General features: G+C 62.8%; 1 protein-coding gene. It reads right to left on the reverse strand.

All coding sequences use genetic code 11. The features are described 5' to 3' along the window. Positions 1 to 156: 156 nt before the first annotated feature. Positions 157 to 1,569 (reverse strand): IS1380-like element ISCli1 family transposase, encoded by a 1,413-nt coding sequence (locus tag A37O_RS0111485; RefSeq protein WP_018297647.1) that lies wholly within the window; start codon positions 1,567 to 1,569, stop codon positions 157 to 159. Between the last annotated feature and the right edge of the window lie 122 nt (positions 1,570 to 1,691).

Below are 1,691 nucleotides of genomic sequence, written 5' to 3' on the forward strand. Positions count from 1 at the left end.
AGCCTGGATCCGCCGATGGTCTTTCGGTGATCGGTTGATTTCGGCTGCGGGCACCACCAAGATTTTCGGGCAGGAATGATCCCCAGATCACGTCGTCGTCTGGTTGTTCCACGAATTGGTAGGTCGGCTCGGGCCGGAGGGTTTCGGCTCAGGTGGTCAGGAAGAAACAACAGCCGGTGGCGAGTGACCGTGCTCGAACAGCTTCCGCCACTGCGGCTCCCATTTCCAGCCCTGCGGTAGGTGCAGGACCAACCGTCGTGCCCTACGAGCAATGCGGGCCGCCACCATGACGATCCGACGCCGGATCGTCGCAGTCGTAGCCCTGGCCAGTGCCCCGGCCGCGATGGTCCCGGCAGCCCTGGTGAGGTTGAAGGCCATGACCGCCACCACCAACCACGCCGCGTTCGCGGTGAACACACCTGAAGGCATATGCGCCAGCGCACTGTTCTTCAGATCGGCGTTGACCTGCTCGATGACCGCATGCTGCCGGTGGGTCTTGTCCGCGGCCACGGTACCCAGCAGGTCTGGGTCGGCGGTGGTGAATACCGCGTGGAAGCGGTGCAGATCAAACAGGCCCGGCTGATCGATATTCTTCTTGTTCAACTCCGGGATCCGGCGCACCACCAGCCGACCGGGAACCTGATCAGCTGCCTTCTTCGACGCAAACGCGATGAAGGGGACTTCCGCGACTTCCGCTGAGGAGATCCAGGTCTGGGTGTCCTCATCAAAGAGCGCGTCGGTGTACTCAATTGTTTCCCAGGACGTGTCCGGGATCGTGGCAATCGCGTTCTGGATGTTGGGCGTCATCCGCGCGGTGATGGACACATCCGCACCGGCGGTGAGTGCTGCGTGGATGCTGGGCCGGCCGTAGAAAGCGGAGTCCGCGCGTACGAGGATTTTCTGCTGGGCCATGGCGGGTAGGCGTCGGGTGGTGGTGATGGCATCGGCAATCAACCGGCCTGCCCCACGCGCCGAACCACAGGACCCTCGGCGCAGGCGCTGGGCTACGACCACCGGGGCAGACTCTGTCGTGGTGACCGTCGCCAGCAGAGCATTGAGCCCACGGACACCGGAGTAGCCGAAGCCGGCGCCTTGTTTCTGGTGGCCGTGGACTTCGATGATGGTGTCGTCGACATCGACGAAGACATACCCGCTGGTGGCAGCTGGGGGTGCGGGTACCAGGCCCGGTGACTGGTCAGCCAGGTTGATCAGGAAGCGGGAGGCCACGGCATCCAACTGGCGCACGTGCCCGAAGGTGAAGGCCCGGAGGAAGGATCCCAGGGTCGACGGCGCGTAGATCCGGGTAAAGAGTCGGTTCATGCCGCCGTGGCGCAACAGGTCCATGTCGTCAATCGAGTCGGCACCGGCGACCATGCCTGCGACCAGTGAGGAGATCTTCGCCCCGGCGTTGGCACCCTTGTCGCCTGCGATACTCATCCTGTGCTGTGCCAGGGTCGACAGGCCAGCAGTGTCGGCCAGGCGCATGGCTGGGACCAAGCCGGCGGCCGACACGAGGTTGGGGTCATCGAATGAAATAGAGAGTGCCGCGGGAGTGTGAGATAGTTGCACCTGAGAGATGCCCTCCTGGATGGGGAATATAGACCTTCGACAAGTCGTATTATCCCAGTTCAGAAGGGTATTTCTCTTTTTCCCACGCCGCTACCCCAAAATCACATCGGTGGATCCAGGCT

It is taken from the genome of Corynebacterium lubricantis DSM 45231, assembly GCF_000379425.1.
Taxonomy (GTDB): Bacteria; Actinomycetota; Actinomycetes; order Mycobacteriales; family Mycobacteriaceae; genus Corynebacterium; species Corynebacterium lubricantis.